The sequence below is a fragment of the Longimicrobiaceae bacterium genome (assembly GCA_035936415.1).
Lineage (GTDB): Bacteria > Gemmatimonadota > Gemmatimonadetes > Longimicrobiales > Longimicrobiaceae > JAFAYN01.
Genome location: DASYWD010000058.1, coordinates 1 through 14,053, shown reverse-complemented (window position 1 = coordinate 14,053; position 14,053 = coordinate 1). Strand labels below are relative to the sequence as shown.

Below are 14,053 nucleotides of genomic sequence, written 5' to 3'. Positions count from 1 at the left end.
CCCCCCCCCCCCCCGCTTCTGTTGTAACCGACTCCAGCCGGAAGCGAGCCGCGCAGCAGCCCTACCGGACGACGACCTGCTTCTCGACGGTCACGGAGCCCTGGTTCGCCACGGAGCCGTTGCTGAAGAGCACCTTCCGCCCGGTCACGCGGATCACCCCCTGCCCCCGCTGCGGAAAGGAGACCCGGAGCGTACGCGGGAGGCGCACCACCGCCATGGTGCACATGACCCCCGCCCCCGCCTCGTGCCTGTCGTGCGGGGTGATCGCGACGCTCAGGCCCGTGGCCGCGGTCTCGGCTCCCGCCTCGCGCCAGCACCCGTCGGCACCGTAGGTACGGACCACCACGTCGAACGGCGTGCCGGCCACGACCGTGTCGGGCGCCTCCAGGACCGCCTGGGCCATGGGATCCGCCGGAGCGCCGGGCGCGTACGAGCCCTGCGGCCCGAGGGAGAGGCCCGGCGTGACCCACTCGACGATCCCCACCACGCGCCGGTCGTCCGGACCCGTAGACATTTCACATCCCGCGAGAGCCGCGCCGACGAGGACCGCGGAGAGGGCATGGAGAGTGCGCATCAGCATTCTGGAGGAAGGGGAGGGGAAAGGAAGCGGAACGCTCCACCCCACAAGCTAGCTCCGGCCCGCGCGTTCTGCAAGCACTGTCGTGAACTATGGGAAGACTCGACCTCCGCCACCCGCTTCGCGCCCCGCACGCCGCGCTCGTCCTCCTCCCCGCCCTGCTCCTCGACACCGCGTTCGCCCTCGACCTCGTGGGACGCTTGCTCGACGCCGGGGGGCTCTGGACCGCGGGCGGCCGGGTCGGCACGGCCGGAGTGGTGGCCGGGCTGGTCGCGGGCCTCCCCGCGGGCCTGACCGGGGCCCGTCGGCGGGGCGGACGCACCGCCGCCTTCGCCCTCCCGTACCTTGCGGGGGTGGCGCTCTTCGCGCTGGCGCGGTGGGTCCGGGGCGACGCGGCCATCCCGCCCGAGCCCGTGCTGGTCGGGGCCGAGGGGATGGCGACGCTGCTGGTGTACGCGGGCGGGTGGGCCGGGGGGTACTTCGGAGGGGGCGCCGCGCCCGCCGGGCCCCGTCAGGGAGAGCAGTAGAAGAGCCGGGCGGGAAGCACGTTGAGGGGTTCGAAGCTCTGCTGCACCCACCCGAAGATCCGCTTCAGGTCCGGGAGCACGCCCCCCGAGAACTGGTAGACCAGGAAGGCCCCGTCCGGCTTCAGCGCCGCGCGCGTCGCGCGCAGGATGCTCACCCGCAGCTCCGCCGGCATGGTGCTGAACGGGATCCCCGAGATCACGTAGTCGGCGGAGCCCAGCCCCATCCGCTCCAGGATCTCCACCACGTCCGCCGCCGAGCCCGCCTCCACCCGCAGCCGCGGATCCGGGAGCGACTGGCGCAGGTAGTCCACGAAGTCCTCGTTGGTCTCGATCACCACCAGCTTCGCGTCCGGGTGCATGCGGCGCAGGATCTCCGCCGTGAAGTTCCCGACCCCGGGGCCGTACTCCACGATCAGCCGCGCGCGCGCCCAGTCCACGCGCCGCAGCAGCCGGTCCACGAGGAAGCGCGAGCTGGGGATCACCGACCCCAGCATCCGGGGGTGCTTCAGGAAGTTCCGGGCGAACAGGGACACCTGCTCCCGGCGGGAGAGCCGCCGTGCCTGCACCTTTGCCATCTCGCTCACCTCGCTCAAAAAAATGGGACCCCGCCGCGGGGGGCAGCCTGTCAGGAGAGAGTCCCGTGCAGAACCCGTGCTCGCGCTCCGGACCGCGCGCGCGGCGAAGTGCCGCCCCGCGCGGACCTGATCTTGCAAGACGTTGCGGACCAAGCAGTTATCCGCAACGAGCCAGGAGTTGATACATGACCGATATGCAGCACACGCCGCCGGAACGGAGCGCGGGGATCCTGGACCAGGCCCTGGGACGCGTCCGCCGGTCCGCCCCGCTGCGCCGCTGGGGCGCGGTGCTCGCGCTGGGGGCCATGGGCACGGGGATGGGGGTCGCGCGCGCCGCGGAGAACGCGCACCGCAGGGCTCCCGCGGCACCCCTGTTCGCGCCCGACGGGGTGGCCGTCAACGCGATGGTGGCGACCACCGCCCCGGCCGGCCCCGACTGGGACCTCCCCAACCTGGACCACGAGCGCGTGGACTTCTGGGTGGAGCGCTTCACCACCAGCAAGCGGGGCGAGTTCACCCGATTCCTTGAGCGGAGCGGACGCTACGTCCCGATGATCTCGGCCAAGCTCGCCGAGCGCGGGATGCCGCAGGACCTGATCTACCTCGCCATGATCGAGTCCGGCTTCAACCCCTCCGCCTACTCCCCGGCCGCGGCCTCCGGGCTCTGGCAGTTCATCGAGGAGACGGGGAAGCGCTACGGCCTGGCCGTGAACCGGGCGGTGGACGAGCGCAACGACCCGGTGAAGTCCACCGACGCCGCGCTGGACTACCTCACCGAGCTGCACGAGCGCTTCGGCTCCTGGTACCTCTCGGCCGCCGCGTACAACACCGGCGAGAACCGCGTCGCACGCATCATGCGCGAGGAGACCGGCTCCGAGCGCGGCGACGAGGAGTCGTACTACCGCATCTGGAACCGCCTCCCCCGCGAAACGCGCGACTACGTGCCGCTGATGATCGCCGCCGCGCGCATCGCCAAGGAGCCCGCCAAGTACGGCTTCGACACGGTGCAGCCCGAAGCGCCCATGACCTACGAGGAGGTCGTGGTGGACCCGGGCGCGCCGCTGGACGCCGTCGCCCGCGCCGCCGGGATCCCTGTGAAGGAAGTCAAGGACCTGAACCCGCAGCTCACGCTGGACCGCACCCGCAACGACCGGCGGAGCGTGATCCGCGTCCCCGAGGGCACGCGCACCGCGTTCCTGGTGAACTGGCCCCGCGTGCGCGAGGAGCGGACCCTGGCCGTCACCGAGTACCGGGTGCGCTACGGCGACTCGCTCCTCGCCATCGCGCGGCGGCACGGCGTGACCGCCGAGCAGATCCGCCAGGAGAACCAGATCCGCGGCGACCGGATCCGCGCCGGCCAGACGCTCCGGATCCCGCCCGCCTCCGGCTGAACGGCAGTGCGTGAGTGCGAAAGTAATACGGCGCCCCCACCGGAGGATCCCAGTGGGGGCGCCGTTTCGCACTTCGCACTTCCCACTCACTTCTCCGGCACCAGCGACACCTGCACGTAGTTCCCCCGGTCCAGGTAGCGGCGCGCGGCCTCGCGCACCGCGGCGGCGTCCACGCGAGCAATCCGCTCCCCGCCGACGAGGATCTCCTGCAGCGGCCACCCGTTCCCCACGTACGACACGATCTGCGAGATCCAGAATCCGTTGTCCCGCATCTCCGTCTCGCGCGAGCGGCGGGCCGCCTCGCGCACCTTGCGCAGCTCCTCCTCCGTGGGGCCGGCGCGCTTCAGCGAGTCGATCTGCGCGAAGACCACCGCCGTCAGCTCGTCCACCCGCTCCGGCGAGGTGCCGAAGCCCACGCTCACCGTGTAGGTGGGGCGCGGGTCGCGCACGGCGGAGGCGCTCACCCCCACGCCGTAGGTGCCGCCCAGGTCCTCGCGGAGCTGGTCGCGCAGGCGCAGCTGCAGCACCTCCGCCATGGCGTTCATCGCCACCAGCGTGTCGCGGTCGAAGGCGGCCGTGCCGGTGAAGACGAGCTGCGTCCGCGCCTTGGGCTCCATCCCCCGGCGCACCGTCTTCCGCACCACGCCGCGCGGGTGCCGCATCCCCACGTCGCGCCACGTCTCCTTCCGCCCCGTGGAGGGGAGGCTCCCCAGGTACGTCTCCACCAGCGGGCGCAGGGAGTCCGGGTCCAGGTTCCCCACGAAGAAGAAGGTGAAGTCGCCCGCGTCCGCGAAGCGGTCGCGGTAGAAGTCCAGCGAGCGGCCCAGGTCCATCCGCTCGAAGGTCTCGCTGGTGATGGGCCGGGCGCGCGGGTGCCCCTGCGCCAGCGCGACCCGCAGCGTGTCCTGGAACGCCGCCTCGGGGCTGGCGTCGCGGTTCCGGAGCGCCTCGCGGGCGCGGGCCTGGTACGTCAGGAAGGCCGTGGTGTCCGCCCGCGGCGCCGTGAAGTACAGGTGCACCAGCTGCAGCAGGGTCTCCACGTCGCGCGTGGAGCCGCCGCCGCTGAACCCCTCGCGCAGCTCGCCGATGCTGGGGCCCACCCCCACCAGCTTGTCGGAAAGGCGCTTCCCCAGCTCCACCAGGTCCAGCTCGCCCACGCCCCCGCCCTGCACCACCCCGGTGGCGGTGAGCGCCGGGACCCAGAGCGAGTCCGGCGCCAGCGACAGGCCGCCGGGGCTGTTCGCGGCGAAGAGGAACTCGTCCTCCTTGTAGTCGGTGGACTTCACGAACACCCGCACCCCGTTGGAGAGCCTCCACTCCCGCACGTCCACCCCGGGAACGGTCCGCTCCGAGACCACCCGCCCGGCCTTGGGCGGCTCCGGGATCAGCGGGAGGTCCGAGGTGCGGTCGTCGTACGCCGCCACCTGCGCGCGGGACACCGAGTCGAGCACCGCCGCCAGCTCCGCTTCCGCGGGCGCGCGGAGCCCCGGCTTCTCCGGGAGGCTCACCAGCACCACCCGGCCCCGGTCGCGCAGCCGCGCCGCCGCCGCGCGGTTCACCTCCTCCAGCGTGATCCCCGGGAGGAAGCGCCGGTACAGCCCGAACTCCGAGGCCACGTCCGGGATCGGCTCCCCGCCCAGGAAGTGCGCCACGTACTCCGCGGTGAACTGCCCCGAGTGCGTCTTGTCACGCTCCGCGTACACCTGCTCCCAGAGGCGCAGGAGCTGCTCCTTCTGGCGCGCCAGCTCCGAGGCGGTGAAGCCGTGCTGCGCCGCCCGCTCCGCCTCCGTCAGCAGCGCCTCCAGCCCGCGCTCCACCCCGCCGTCGCGCACCTGCGCGGAGAGCACCCGCGCCTCCGTGCCCCGCACCAGCGGCCCGGACGAGGCGGAGGCGGAGAGGAAGGGGGCGTCCGGCGTCTGCGTCCGCTCGTAGAGCCGGTCGCTGAGCATCCCCAGGTAGAGCGCCTCTACGATCCCCTCGCGGTACGCCGCGGTCGTCCCCTCCGCCCGGTACGGGTGCTTGTAGTAGACGGTGACGGTGGAGCCGGTGGCCTCCGGGTCCGCGGCGATGGAGAAGAGCGTTTCCTCGTGCTCGGGGAGCGGGAAGGCCGGGCGGTCCTTCGGCGCGGGCGAGGCGGCGAGGTTGGAGAAGCGCTCCCGGATGGCCCGCTCCACCTCTTCCTTGTCGAAGTCACCCACCGCCACCACCGCCATCAGCTCCGGGCGGTACCACTCCGCGTAGAAGCGGCGCAGCGCCTCTGGCGAGGCGCCCTCCAGCGACTCCCGCGTGCCGATGGGGAGCCGCTCGGCGTAGCGCGAGCCGCGGAAGAGCACCGGGAACTGCCGGTCGCGCAGCCGCGACCCCGCCCCCTGCCCCAGCCGCCACTCTTCGACCACCACCTTCCGCTCCTTCTCGATCTCCTCCGGGTCGAAGGCCACGGCGCGCGCCCACTCCTTCAGGATGTGCAGCCCGGTGTCCATCACCCCCGCGCTGTCGGTGGGGAGGGTGAGCATGTACACCGTCTCGTCGAAGCCGGTGTAGGCGTTCACGTCCGCCCCGAAGCGCATCCCGATGGACTCCAGGTAGTCGCGGATCTCGTGCTTGGCGAACTCCCGCGTCCCGTTGAAGGCCATGTGCTCCACCAGGTGCGCCAGCCCCAGCTGGTCGTCGTCCTCCAGCACCGATCCGGCGTTCACCACCAGGCGCAGCTCCGCGCGATTCTCCGGCTCGCGGTTCTCGCGGACGTAGTAGGTGAGCCCGTTGGGGAGCCGTCCCACAGTCACGGCGGAGTCGGTGGGGATGCGCTCGCCGGGAGCGGGGAGCGCGGCGGAGCGCTCCGGCGCGGGGGGCGCCGGCGTGCCCGCCGGGGCGGCGCAGGCGGTGAGCCCGGCCAGGCCGAGCAGGACGAGTGCGCGGGCGGACGCGGTGCGGATCGGGTGCATGCGGTCGGGATCGCTCGGGAAACGCTGCGGACGGCGCGAATCCCCCCGCCGGAGCGTCCGGCGGGGGGATTCCGTCAGGGAGAATACCCGGCAGCGCTCCGGTGGGTCCGGGCTCAGCGCCCGGCCGTCGAGGCGGGCGCGGGGGCCTTCCGACGCGGCTCCGTCGGGCGGTGCACCGCCGCCAGCACCGAGTCGATGGCCGCGCGCTCCTTCATCTCCCCCAGCCGGGAGTGGATCACCCGCCCCCGCTCGTCCAGCACCACCGTGAGCGGCACGCTCTGCGCGCGGTAGAGGGAGGCGAGCTTGTCCTCCGGGAAGCGGACCACCGGGAAGGAGAGCCGGTTCTCGGCCAGGTAGCGGCGGGTCGCATCCACCGAGTCCAGGGCTATCCCGTACACCTGCACCGGCACCGAGCGGACGGTGTCGAGCGCCGCCGTGATCTCCCGCCACGCGGGGAGCGTGGTCATGCAGTACGGGCAGGTGGTGGTGAAGACGAAGAGCACCTGCCGTCCCGAGGCCGGCGACTCGCCCACCGTCACCGGCGCCCCGTCCAGCGTGCTGGCCTGGAAGGTGGGGACGAACATCCCCGCGTACGGCTGCGTCGCGCGCTGGTAGAGGCGGGCGTAGCGGTCGTTCTGGTCGCGCACCTTGAGCGAGAGGACCACCACCAGCGCCGCGGCCACCGCGAGGGCGACGACGGGAAGGATTCTGCCGATCCGATCCATCATGGGGCTGCTCCGGGAGAGGGGAGGCGAACGCCTGGGTAGATCATAACAAGACAGAATTGAACGATCAAGACACGGGCAGCCGCCCCTGCCGCCGCGCGCCCGCACCCGCTATGCTTGGGCCGTACGCACCCCCACCCCGACCCGGAGGCTCGCCATGCCGAACCCGCGCCGGACCTGGACCGTGGACTCCATCGAGGAGGGCGTCGCCGCCGTGGCGGAGGAGGGCGGGCGCGTGCTCCACCTCCCTCTCTGGCTCCTCCCGGACGGGGTGCGCGAGGGCGACGTGGTGGCCGTCGCGCGCGAGGAGGGCCCGGACCGCGTGGTCCTCCACCTCGCGGTGGACCGGGACGCAACGGAGCGCGCCCTCCGCCGCTCGCGCGAGCAGGTGGAGGGCGCGCCGCCCGGTCCCCACCCCACCGGGGACATCGTGCTCTGATACCGAATCCGGATATGTCGCGAGTGGTCGGCGGGGGGAAGCTCCTCCGGCGGTGCGAAACTCGCCCGGTCATCCGGGCGAGACGCGAGTGCGGAGCGGGCTCACACAAACGCACCGCCTGCTGAGCCTCCCCCCGCCTCCCGATCACCCTCTCCGGTCTACCCGGATCCGGTGTGAGGCCGCTCCGCGCCTACGGCTCGTCCCGCCGGAGCGCCTCCAGGGCCCGGCGGAGGCGGACGAACATCGCCTCGATCTCCGGGACGGAGGTGGCGCCGACGGAGAGCCGGAACCAGCCGGAGTCCTCCTTCATCCCGAACGCCTGGAAGGGGACGACGGCGAGCCCCGCCCCTTCCAGGAGCCAGCGCCGCACGTCGTCGTTGGTGCGCAGCGCGGCGCCGTCCGGGCCGGCGTGGCCGTGCAGGGCGAAGCGCGCGCTCAGGTAGATGGCGCCCATGGGGACGATGGCGTCCACGGGGAAGCCCGCCTCCCGCAGGCGGAGCAGCCCGGCGTACAGCGCGTCCAGCCGCGCGCGCACCCCTTCGGTGAGGGTGGCGTGATACCCGTCGATGGCCGCGTCCTCGCGGAGGAGGCGCGCGGTCGCGACCTGCTCGGCGCGGGGGGCCCAGGCGCCCACGTGCCCCAGGATGCTCGCCATGCGCGCCGTCACGTCCGGCGGCGCGACCGTCCACCCCACGCGCACCCCGGTGGCGGCGAAGGCCTTGGAGATCCCGTCCACGAACACGGTGTAGGGCTCCATCTCCGGGCGGAGGGAGACCGGGTCCACGTGCGCGGCCGGCGGGAAGGTGAGCATCCAGTACACCTGGTCGTACATCACGTAGAGCGGCCGCTCGTCCGCCCCGCGGCGGCGGTTCTCCTCCAGCACCAGATCGCAGATGTCGCCCAGCGCCTCCGCCGTGAAGGCGGTGCCGGTGGGGTTGAGCGGCGAGTTGAGCGCCAGGAGCCGCGCCCCCCGGACGACCGGCTCCAGCAGCTCCCGGGTGGGGAGGAAGGCGTCCTCCGCGCGGCAGACCACCGGCACCCCCTCGGCGCCCACCAGGTGCACGTAGTGGTTGTTGTTCCAGGAGGGGACGGGGTACACCACCCGGTCGCCCGGGTCCACCAGCGCGCGGTAGGTGGTATAGATCCCCGGCCGGGAGCCCCCGGTGACGAGGACGCACTCCGTCGGGCAGCGGAGCCCCAGCCGCCTCTCGTTGAAGGCCGCCACCGCCGCCCGGAGCGCCGGGATCCCCTCGGAGGGGGGATAGTTGGTCTCGCCGGTCCGCAGCGCCTCGCCGATCGCGTCCTCCAGGAAGGCGGGGATGCGGAACTCCGCCGGGCTGAAGTCGCCCACCGTGAGGTTGCACACCTCCACCCCCTCCGCCACCATCGCCCGGACGTCCGCCGCGATCCTGAGGATCTCCGAGCCCACCAGCCCGCCCGCCATCGCGGAGACCCGCGCCCCCCCTGCCGCTTCGCTCGCCACCGCACTCCTCCTGTTCGAGAGGTCACCCCCGCCGGCCCCGCCGGAGGGCCCGCCGCCGGAAGAATACGCTCCCGCCCGGGCGGACACCACGCCACCCGCGAAACGACACCGCCCCGGCGCTCGCTTGAGCGCCGGGGCGGCCGTGTACCCCCTCCCCCGGCCCCTCCCCGCAAGGGGGAGGGGAGAACGGCGGGACCACGCGCGAGAGCCCCGCGTGAGGGATGCGAGCCCGCAGGGGCGAGACCCGCGGGCTGTTTCGCGGGGCTCGCCGCCGTTAGCCAGCGTAGTTTGCTGGCTTACGGCGCCGCAGCCCGACCCCCGCGCCCGCGGGGGGCACGCCCGAACCCGCAGTTCAACCCGCCCGACCCGTCACGGCAACGGATTGCACCCCGCCTGGCTCGACGCCCGATCCACCGGCCCGCTACTGCTGACGCCGCCGCGCGTGACCGAGACCGTGTAGCCGCCCCCCTCCGTCCCCGGCGAGCGGATGGTGACGGTGCCGTTCTGGTCCGTGCGGTACCAGGGCTTCCCGTACGACGAGTACATCTCCTTGGTCTGGTCGTGCACGTGGCCGTAGCTGTTGTCCACGGCCAGCGAGAAGGTCACCCAGTCCGGGTCGGTGGCCCGCACGAAGCTGCTCCGCACCCCGTTGCAGCTCCCGTGGTGGTTTCCCTTCACCACGTTCACCTTCATCCCCGGGAACACGGCGTACCCGGCGCCGCCCACGAACCACTCCTGCGCCTCGTGCTCCGCGTCGCCCGCGAACCACATGCTGAAGCTGGCCGAGTCCGGCCCCACCAGCTTCACCGGGGTGGAGCGGTTGTTGGGGGTGGAGCCCGCCGGGTTGGGGCGCATGACGTGCAGCTTCGCCCCGCCGTTCAGGGTGACGGTGCAGACGGCCGAGCCGTTGCCGCACGGGTCGTCCGTGTCGCGCACCGTGAGCTGCCCGCGCGAGGCGCGCGCGTCCACGGAGTCGCGGAGCTGCTGCAGCGCCGCGTTGTTGTACGCGTCCCGGTTCTCGAAGAAGTAGCGGACGGTGATGCCGCGCGCGGAATTGAACAGCTCGCGCAGCCCGGCGTGGTGGTCGTAGTGCTGGTGCGACAGGATCACCACGTCGATGGTGGAGTTGTTCAGGCTGAGCGAGTCCAGCAGCCGCCCCATCCGCAGCGAGTCCGGGCCGCCGTCGATGAGCACCCGGCTGGTTCCGTTGGTGATGAGGTTGGCGTCCCCCTGCCCGATGTCCAGCACCCGGACCACCAGCTCCGACGCGCTCCCGGGCGGCGGCGGGGTCACGACGGTCACGGCGGCCTCGCCGTACACCCCGTTCTCCGCCGTGGCGCGGATCGTGGCGCTCCCCGCCGCGAGGGCGGTCACCAGCCCTGCCGCGTCGACGGTGGCGACGGCGGGGCTGGAGCTGCTCCACGCATAGGTGGTGCTGGTCGTCTTCCCGTTCGCGTCCACCGCGGTGGCGGAGAGCTGCTGTGCGCTCCCGACCTCCACGGTGACGGACGAGGGAGAGACCGTGACCGTGGCCGGCGGACCGGCGGGGAGGGGAGAGACGTACCCGTCGTTGCGCGCGCCGGGCGTCCCCTTGTCGCCGCTCCCGTAGACGGACGTCTGGGTGGTCCAGTTGCTCCCGCCCATCGCCGTGTTGTCCTGCGAGGCGTCCGCCACCCCCCGGGAGGCGCCCGTCGGGACGCTGCTCCAGGCGACCGAGTCCACCGTCGCGCCCGAGGCGTCGCGGAGCGCCACCCAGTCCGCGGAGTTGGCGAGGGTGAGGCCGGTGCCGTACACGTACGCGGCGCTCACCCCGCCGTTCACGCCGCCGTTCCCGTTCCGGGCCAGCACCGCGTACCCGCCCGCGGGGACCACCACGGAGGTGGCGATGGTGTGGGCGGCGTCGTTGTTGGAGGCGAGGATCCACCCGCGCAGGTCCACGCTCGCGGAGCCCCAGTTGTACACCTCCACCCACTCTCCCGCGTCGTCGGCCACCGCGTTCGGGTTGGGCATCACCTCGTTGACGACGATCGCTCCGCCGCCGCCCCCGCCGGTCCCGGCGCCCACCGTGAGTGTGGCCTCGCCGTACACCCCGTTCGGCGCCGTAGCGCGGATGGTGGCGGTCCCGGCGGCCACGCCGGTCGCCAGGCCGCTCCCGTCCACCGTGGCGACGGCCGGGTCCGCGCTGGTCCAGGTGAAGGTCGTCGCGACCGTGCTCCCCGCGTCGTCGGTGGCGGTGGCGGTGAACTGCTGCGTCGCCCCCGCGCCGACCGTGGCCGAGGAGGGCGACACCGTCACGGCAGCCACCGGGGCGACCTGGCCGTCGTTGCGGGCCCTCGGAGTCCCCTTGTCCCCCTTCCCGTACGCGGTGGTCTGCGTCGTCCAGTTGGTCCCACCCATCGCCGTGTTGTCCACCGAGGGATCCCTCACCCCGCGTGACGCCCCCGCGGGGACGCTGCTCCAGGCGACCGAGTCCACCGTCGCGCCGGAGGGGTCGCGGAGCACCAGCCAGTCGGAGGAGTTCGCCAGCGTCAGCCCGGTGCCGTACACGTAGCCGACGGTGACCCCGCCGTTCTGCTTGCTGTTCCCGTTGCGGCCCAGCACCACGTACCCGCCGGCCGGGACGCTCACCGAGGTGGCGACGACGTGCGCGGCGTCATTGTTCGAGACGACGGTCCACCCCTGCAGGTCCATGGCGGCGGTGCCCCAGTTGTGGACCTCGAACCACTCCCCGGCGTCGTCCGCGACGGCGGCGGGGTCCGCCATGACCTCGTTGATCACGAGCCGCGGCCCGGCCGCGGCGAGGGCCGGGGCCGCAGGCCCGGCGGGCTCCAGGGGTGCGCGATCGGCGCACGCGCTGGCGAAAGCCAGCGCGGCCAGCGCGCACGCTCCATACAGGTGACGCATGAATTCTCCGGCCTGTCGGGGTGGGAGCCGCCGGGCGGCGGCAACGCGGCGGCCCCGGACGGGGCCGTGCGTTATGCGACAGGAAAGTCACCCGCAAGCATCACGCCCGGGAAACGTGCGGGGGCGGCGCGGGGGGAAGGGGAGGGCCGCGCCCGGGGATCGGGAACGCAAAGAGGCCGCCGGATGACGATCATCCGACGGCCCCTTGATTCTGCCGCTCCCCGACGCGATGCCGACCGGCTCGCGCCGCTGCGGAGAAAGTTCGCTGCGCAGTTCGGCGTTAGCCGACGCGGCGATCGCTTGCCCGGGTCAGGGAACGAACAGCATTCGAATTGGCCAAGGGATCACCTCCTTCGTTCAGGTTGAACATCGGGCGTGGACTCCGTCGGAGCCGAAGCTCCGTGGTTCCGCGGCCTCCGGGTCGCCCCTTCGGCCGCCGGCCCCGCCACCGCGCAAACAGCGGCGACGCACGAAGATAAACAGTTTTCATCCGAAGTCAAGGCGCCGCCGGCACCCGTGCCTCAGACCCCTCGGCACGCCTGGCCGCGTTGTTGCGGCATCGTGGCGGGTCGCGGTCCGCCACCCTCCGCCGTCCGGTCCGATGTCCACACCCGATCCCCACGCGGCGCTGCGGGTCGCCGTCACCGGCTCCACCGGCCTGATCGGCACCGCGCTGGTCGGCGCCCTCCGCGCCGGAGGGCACCGCGTGCTCCGCCTGGTCCGCTCGCGCCCGGCGCCCGGCGGGGACGAGGTGTACTGGAGCCCCTCGCGCGGCGAGATCGACGCGGACGCGCTGGAGGGGACGGACGCGGTGGTGCACCTCGCCGGGGAGAACGTGGGGCAGCCGCCCTGGACGGAGGAGCGGAAGCGGCGCATCCTGGACAGCCGGGTCCAGGGCACCGGGCTCCTCGCGCGGACGCTCGCCGGCCTCGCCGCGAAGCCGCGCGTGCTGGTGAGCGCGTCGGCCGTCGGCTACTACGGCGACCGCGGCGACGAGGTGCTGGACGAGTCGTCGGCTTCCGGGAGCGGCTTCCTGGCGGAGGTGTGCCGCGCGTGGGAGGCCGCGGCCGACCCGGCGCGGGAGGCGGGGATCCGGGTGGTGCACCCGCGCATGGGGGTGGTGCTGAGCGGGGAGGGCGGCGCGCTGGGGAAGATGCTCACCCCGTTCAAGCTGGGGGTGGGAGGGAAGATGGGGAGCGGCCGGCAGTGGATGAGCTGGGTCGCCCTGCACGACGTGGTGGAGGCGGTCCGCTTCGCCATCGGCACGGACGCGCTCTCCGGCCCGGCCAACCTCACATCGCCGAACCCCGCCACCAACGCGGAGTTCACGGAGGCGCTGGGCCGCGTCCTGGGCCGCCCCACCTTCTTCAGCGTCCCCGGGTTCGCGCTGAAGCTCGCCCTGGGGCAGATGGCGGACGAAGCGCTGCTCGCCAGCCAGCGCGCCGTGCCGGAGAAGCTGCGGGAGGCGGGGTTCGTCTTCGAGTACCCGGACCTGGAGGGGGCGCTCCGGGCGGCGCTGGGGAGGTAGCGCGGGCGGAGCGGCGGCGGCGCTCTTGCTCAACCCGCCTCTCTCCCCGTATCTGTTCCGCGGCCGCCCTGTTCACCGAAAGCCCCTTCCGGCTCCACGCGCAGAGCGCCTCGCGGGCGCCCCCTGGATGACGGCACCACCCCTGTCCCCGCCGCCGGCGCCACCCGGGCGCCCTGCCCGCGTCCAGCGCTACCTCGACGCGCTCGTGGGCGCGTGCACCGGGGGCGGCGGCGCCCTGACCTGCGTGGTGCTGTTCGGCAGCGCGGCGCGCGGCGGCTTCTCTGCAGGCGCGTCCGACGTGGACCTCGTCGTGGTGCTCCCGGACGGCGCGTCGGAGGAGGACCGGCGCCGCGTCCGGGCGGAGGCGGCGCGCCTGGAGGTCGCCCACGGGTTCCGGGCCGCGCGGCAACGTCCGACGAGCGCGCTGGCGCGGTTCATGGAGCGCGCGGGCGGGAACGCGCTCCCCTGCTTCGTCTGCACACGGAGCGACCTGCTTTCCGGGGACGTGGCCCGCATCCTCGGCCTCCGGCCGGTGGAGGCGCTCTTCACCGACCGGATCGTGCTGGCCAGCATCGTCGACTCCGCCGTGACGGTGTGGGGGGAGGACCTGCTCCCCCGCGTCCCGGTCCCGCCGATCCGGCGGCTGGACGTGTTCAGGGCGCTGTTCGCATCCGCGTCCCGGCTCGTCCTGAGCGCCGCGGCGTTCCCGGTCGTCCCCGACGCCACCCGCCACGCGATGGGAGCTCTCAAGCACTCGCTCCACGGCTGCTTCTACTGTGTTCGCCGCCGATGGGCCCCGCTGGAGGAGGAGGTCGCGTTCTTCCGCGGGGCGGGGGCCGACCGCGCGCTGGCGGAGCTGCTGGAGCTCCGCAGGCGGCCCCGCCGGTCGCTCGCCTTCGTGCTGCGCTGCCTCCCGGCCGTCGTGCGGCTGCACACCCGCGCGGCCCGGGACGGCCGGTTCC

At 73.4% G+C, this 14,053-nt stretch carries 11 protein-coding genes; 5 read left to right on the top strand and 6 right to left on the bottom strand.

The features are described 5' to 3' along the window. Positions 1 to 61 precede the first annotated feature (61 nt). Positions 62 to 514: a hypothetical protein gene (locus VGR37_02760; GenBank protein ID HEV2146313.1), complete on the bottom strand. Its 453-nt coding sequence runs from the start codon at positions 512 to 514 to the stop codon at positions 62 to 64. Positions 515 to 669: 155 nt separating this feature from the next. Between VGR37_02760 and VGR37_02755 the strand changes: the two genes are divergently transcribed. Continuing rightward, complete coding sequence (locus VGR37_02755) at positions 670 to 1,104, top strand: hypothetical protein (protein HEV2146312.1); 435 nt, start codon at positions 670 to 672, stop codon at positions 1,102 to 1,104. Here the strand turns inward: VGR37_02755 and VGR37_02750 are convergent. Continuing rightward, positions 1,089 to 1,679: a methyltransferase domain-containing protein gene (locus VGR37_02750; protein ID HEV2146311.1), complete on the bottom strand. Its 591-nt coding sequence runs from the start codon at positions 1,677 to 1,679 to the stop codon at positions 1,089 to 1,091. The genes VGR37_02755 and VGR37_02750 overlap by 16 nt on opposite strands. A 185-nt stretch (positions 1,680 to 1,864) precedes the next feature. Here VGR37_02750 and VGR37_02745 point away from each other — a divergent pair, with 185 nt between their 5' ends. Further along, positions 1,865 to 3,070 (top strand): transglycosylase SLT domain-containing protein, encoded by a 1,206-nt coding sequence (locus VGR37_02745; protein HEV2146310.1) that lies wholly within the window; start codon positions 1,865 to 1,867, stop codon positions 3,068 to 3,070. A gap of 86 nt (positions 3,071 to 3,156) precedes the next feature. On the opposite strand, the gene VGR37_02740 is transcribed toward VGR37_02745, so the two are convergent. Together VGR37_02740 and VGR37_02735 are read right to left on the bottom strand one after the other, a co-directional pair. Next, positions 3,157 to 6,012: an insulinase family protein gene (locus VGR37_02740; protein HEV2146309.1), complete on the bottom strand. Its 2,856-nt coding sequence runs from the start codon at positions 6,010 to 6,012 to the stop codon at positions 3,157 to 3,159. 113 nt (positions 6,013 to 6,125) lie between these two features. Beyond that, positions 6,126 to 6,740: a TlpA disulfide reductase family protein gene (locus VGR37_02735; protein ID HEV2146308.1), complete on the bottom strand. Its 615-nt coding sequence runs from the start codon at positions 6,738 to 6,740 to the stop codon at positions 6,126 to 6,128. Positions 6,741 to 6,894: 154 nt separating this feature from the next. Here VGR37_02735 and VGR37_02730 point away from each other — a divergent pair, with 154 nt between their 5' ends. Further along, entirely contained in the window at positions 6,895 to 7,176 is a 282-nt protein-coding gene (locus VGR37_02730) for a DUF3006 domain-containing protein (protein HEV2146307.1), read from the top strand. A 190-nt stretch (positions 7,177 to 7,366) separates the two neighbouring features. On the opposite strand, the gene VGR37_02725 is transcribed toward VGR37_02730, so the two are convergent. Then, positions 7,367 to 8,659, bottom strand: a complete 1,293-nt coding sequence (locus tag VGR37_02725) for an aminotransferase class I/II-fold pyridoxal phosphate-dependent enzyme (GenBank protein ID HEV2146306.1) — start codon at positions 8,657 to 8,659, stop codon at positions 7,367 to 7,369. A gap of 369 nt (positions 8,660 to 9,028) precedes the next feature. Further along, positions 9,029 to 11,563: a lamin tail domain-containing protein gene (locus VGR37_02720; protein HEV2146305.1), complete on the bottom strand. Its 2,535-nt coding sequence runs from the start codon at positions 11,561 to 11,563 to the stop codon at positions 9,029 to 9,031. A gap of 601 nt (positions 11,564 to 12,164) precedes the next feature. Here VGR37_02720 and VGR37_02715 point away from each other — a divergent pair. Both VGR37_02715 and VGR37_02710 read left to right on the top strand, forming a co-directional pair. After that, entirely contained in the window at positions 12,165 to 13,091 is a 927-nt protein-coding gene (locus VGR37_02715) for a TIGR01777 family oxidoreductase (GenBank protein ID HEV2146304.1), read from the top strand. A 127-nt stretch (positions 13,092 to 13,218) separates the two neighbouring features. Next, positions 13,219 to 14,053, top strand: an 835-nt coding sequence (locus VGR37_02710) for a nucleotidyltransferase domain-containing protein (protein ID HEV2146303.1), incomplete at its 3' end; no start/stop codon positions are given.

Bases quoted from the DNA above. Each gene is read 5' to 3' on its own strand.
- VGR37_02715 (HEV2146304.1), top strand. From the start codon at position 12,165: ATGTCCACACCCGATCCCCACGCGGCGCTGCGGGTCGCCGTCACCGGC.
- VGR37_02760 (HEV2146313.1), bottom strand. From the start codon at position 514: ATGTCTACGGGTCCGGACGACCGGCGCGTGGTGGGGATCGTCGAGTGG.
- VGR37_02755 (HEV2146312.1), top strand. From the start codon at position 670: ATGGGAAGACTCGACCTCCGCCACCCGCTTCGCGCCCCGCACGCCGCG.
- VGR37_02735 (HEV2146308.1), bottom strand. From the start codon at position 6,740: ATGATGGATCGGATCGGCAGAATCCTTCCCGTCGTCGCCCTCGCGGTG.
- VGR37_02720 (HEV2146305.1), bottom strand. From the start codon at position 11,563: ATGCGTCACCTGTATGGAGCGTGCGCGCTGGCCGCGCTGGCTTTCGCC.
- VGR37_02750 (HEV2146311.1), bottom strand. From the start codon at position 1,679: ATGGCAAAGGTGCAGGCACGGCGGCTCTCCCGCCGGGAGCAGGTGTCC.
- VGR37_02740 (HEV2146309.1), bottom strand. From the start codon at position 6,012: ATGCACCCGATCCGCACCGCGTCCGCCCGCGCACTCGTCCTGCTCGGC.
- VGR37_02730 (HEV2146307.1), top strand. From the start codon at position 6,895: ATGCCGAACCCGCGCCGGACCTGGACCGTGGACTCCATCGAGGAGGGC.
- VGR37_02745 (HEV2146310.1), top strand. From the start codon at position 1,865: ATGACCGATATGCAGCACACGCCGCCGGAACGGAGCGCGGGGATCCTG.